Source organism: Dokdonella sp. (assembly GCF_049593775.1).
In the GTDB taxonomy this organism is placed as follows: Bacteria; Pseudomonadota; Gammaproteobacteria; order Xanthomonadales; family Rhodanobacteraceae; genus Dokdonella.
Genome location: NZ_JBAWHJ010000497.1, coordinates 1 through 2,428, shown reverse-complemented (window position 1 = coordinate 2,428; position 2,428 = coordinate 1). Strand labels below are relative to the sequence as shown.

The following is a 2,428-nucleotide window of genomic DNA, read 5'->3' as shown; positions in this document are numbered from 1 at the left end:
CAGCTCGACTGTTCAGCAATAGTCAGGGCCATCGGCGGTGAACAGGCCACGCTTCCAACCGACGAAACTGACCGTGGCATCGGCGTGCATGGCGGCGCCCGGAGCGACACCCAGATCCGCATCCAGGCCTGACGGCACGTCCAGGGCGAGCCGATGGCCCGGGAAGTTGTCCATCTGTCGGATCAGGCCGGCTGCCAGACCTGCTGGAGCGCGACTCAGGCCAGTGCCGAACAAGCCATCGACGAGGACGTCAGCGCCGGGCAGCAAGAATGACGCATCTGCGAGTTCGATCTCGCCACCGGCGGCAAGCCAGGCCTCTCGGGCCCCCGCGGCGCCTCCACCGGATGCATCACCCAACGCAATCAGGCTGACCGAGAGTTCCGCCTTGCGCGCCAGGCAGGCGAGCAGGAACGCATCGCCCCCATTGTTGCCGTTGCCGGCGACCACCACGAGGCTGCGAGCTTGCGGCCAGCGTCTCTGCAGGCTTGAAAATGCGGCATTGGCCGCTCGCTGCATCAGCTCCAGGCCCGCAACACCGAAGTCATGGATGGCGGCCTGGTCGAGCAGGCGTACCTGCTCCACCGTGTACAACGCGCTTGCGGGATTGGCTGTATGCATGGGTGCGATTATACGGAGCGCGATGCCGCCTCCATGCAACGGAGTCGCTGCGGGGCTCCGAAAGGTGGTCGCGGGTTGAATCGCCGCGTGGAATGCAGCCGGGGATGCAGGCATCGTGGTTCAATGGCCGTATCGAGTGCCGATCTAAACGCCCGCGGAACTGGCGCGGCATTTCACACGGCACCAGAAAGTTCGCCAATGATCATCATCCACCCATGTCTGCTATCGACTACTCCAATCTGACTTCCCGGCTGCACGAGTGGGCCAGCGAACTGGGTTTCCAGGAACTGGGCATCGCGGGTGTGGATCTGGAGGCCGACGAAGCCCACCTGCTGAACTGGCTCAAGGCGGAGCGCCACGGTGAAATGGCCTATATGCAAAGCCATGGCAGCAAACGCAGTCGGCCGGCTGACCTGGTGCCAGGTACGTTGCGGGTGATCTCGGTGCGCATGGACTATCTGCCGACGACGCAGCGTGATGCATGGGATGTACTCGCCGACCCTGCCAGCGCGTATGTCGCACGCTATGCGCTGGGCCGTGATTATCACAAGTTGATGCGCAACCGCTTGCAGAAGCTGGCCGACCGGATGACCGGTGTGGTGGGCCCGTTCGGGTATCGTGCCTTTGTCGATTCGGCGCCGGTGCTTGAGCGCGCACTGGCCCGCAACGCAGGTCTGGGCTGGATCGGCAAGCACAGTTGCCTGATCAACAAGAACGCCGGCTCCTGGTTTTTCCTGGGCGAGCTCTACACCGATCTCCCCTTGCCCCTCGATGAGCCCGCCACTGAGCACTGCGGAACGTGTCGGCGATGCATCGATATCTGCCCCACCCAGGCCATCACCGGACCCTACCAGGTTGATGCGCGGCGCTGCATCGCCTATCTGACCATCGAGCTTCGCGGCTCGATTCCGCTGGATTTGCGCCGCCCCATGGGCAACCGGATCTTTGGTTGCGACGATTGCCAGCTGATCTGTCCGTGGAACAAGTTTGCCGAGCGCAGCCCGGAACCGGATTTTGGTGTTCGCAATGAGCTGGACGACAGCCGCCTCATTGATCTTTTTGGCTGGAACGAGGAAGAGTTCCTCAAGCGGACCGAAGGCTCGGCGATCCGGCGAACCGGACATGCGGGCTGGTTGCGCAATATCGCTGTGGCACTGGGCAATGCAGCCTGGTCGCCGGCAATCGTGGCGGCCCTGCAATCACGCCAGCACCATGGGGACGAAATGGTCCGCGAACACGTGCAATGGGCACTGCTGGAGCAGACAGGCAAGCACCTCGAGGCTTCAAGCGCGCCGCTGGTCCCGAAACCCAACGACTAAGCTGGCAGGCTTGTGGAATGGGGTCCGTCGATCAATGTTGCGAAAATGCGACACTCGCGCTGACGCCGACCCGGCGCCCTGCCCGGGTCTCGCTCTGGACTTCGGCGTCTGATCGGGGACGGTTCGAGCCCAACTCCACGAAATGCTCAAATAATTGATTGTATTGATATTATTCATGCGAAATCAGCAGGAACGTGGAAACTGAAGGCAAAAAAAACCCTCGCAGCGAATTCGCGCGAGGGTTCAATTGGAGTGACGATTACCTGCAATGCGCCCTGGTGGCCGCGAGGTAGCAACTAGATACGTTGCAAAAACCCCGAGGACGGTTGTAACGGTACCACAGCATGTTGCGAATTGCCATATTCGTCACAAAAGAAATGGCGGCCAGAGGTGCTCGTTGCCTTGTTCGCCTGGAGTCATCCGGTGACGAGCTGATTGTCCAGCAATCGTACTGGTCCCAATCGCGCGGCAATCAGTGCAACCAGCGGACC

Annotated in this window: 2 protein-coding genes; one reads left to right on the top strand and one right to left on the bottom strand. The window is 61.5% G+C overall.

Annotation, left to right across the window (positions count from 1 at the left end):
- Nucleotides 1-12: 12 nt before the first annotated feature.
- Nucleotides 13-618 carry an NAD(P)H-hydrate epimerase gene (locus WBP53_RS17350; RefSeq protein ID WP_423931006.1) on the bottom strand — a complete coding sequence of 202 codons (606 nt, stop codon included), beginning with the start codon at nucleotides 616-618 and terminating at the stop codon, nucleotides 13-15.
- Between the two features lie 215 nt (nucleotides 619-833).
- Here WBP53_RS17350 and queG point away from each other — a divergent pair, with 215 nt between their 5' ends.
- On the top strand, nucleotides 834-1,937 hold the full coding sequence (gene queG / locus WBP53_RS17345) for a tRNA epoxyqueuosine(34) reductase QueG (RefSeq protein ID WP_423931005.1): 1,104 nt from the start codon (nucleotides 834-836) through the stop codon (nucleotides 1,935-1,937).
- The last annotated feature ends 491 nt before the right edge of the window (nucleotides 1,938-2,428 follow it).

Excerpts from the sequence above, each read along its gene's own strand:
- WBP53_RS17350 (WP_423931006.1), bottom strand. The coding sequence starts at position 618 with ATGCATACAGCCAATCCCGCAAGCGCGTTGTACACGGTGGAGCAGGTA.
- queG (WP_423931005.1), top strand. The coding sequence starts at position 834 with ATGTCTGCTATCGACTACTCCAATCTGACTTCCCGGCTGCACGAGTGG.